Annotated in this window: 1 protein-coding gene; it reads right to left on the bottom strand. The window is 68.9% G+C overall.

Features of this window, described 5'->3' with window-relative positions; all coding sequences use genetic code 11:
• Nucleotides 1-296: 50S ribosomal protein L10 (rplJ, locus tag LO771_RS30295; protein ID WP_230748368.1), on the bottom strand; the 296-nt coding region annotated here is incomplete at both ends.

Genomic DNA, 296 nt, shown 5'->3' with positions numbered 1-296 from the left:
CGGGGGGCGGACGAACTTCGCGCGCGGGGCCTGGAAGGTCGCCGCGGCCTTGGCCATGGACGCCTTCATGCCCCCGGCAAGCTTGGCGAGCAGCACCTCGCGGGACTCGAGGTCCGCGAGCTTCTTGATCTCATCGGCGGACAGCGCCTTGCCGTCAAGGACACCGCCCTTGATGATGAGAGCGGGGTTCTCCTTGGCGAAGTCACGCAGACCCTTCGCCGACTCCACCGGGGCACCGGTGACGAAGGCGACAGCCGTCGGACCCGCGAACAGGTCGTCCAGCTCGGTGATCCCGG

It is taken from the genome of Streptacidiphilus sp. ASG 303, assembly GCF_020991365.1.
GTDB lineage: Bacteria > Actinomycetota > Actinomycetes > Streptomycetales > Streptomycetaceae > Peterkaempfera.
This window is presented reverse-complemented; position numbering and strand designations above follow the sequence as displayed.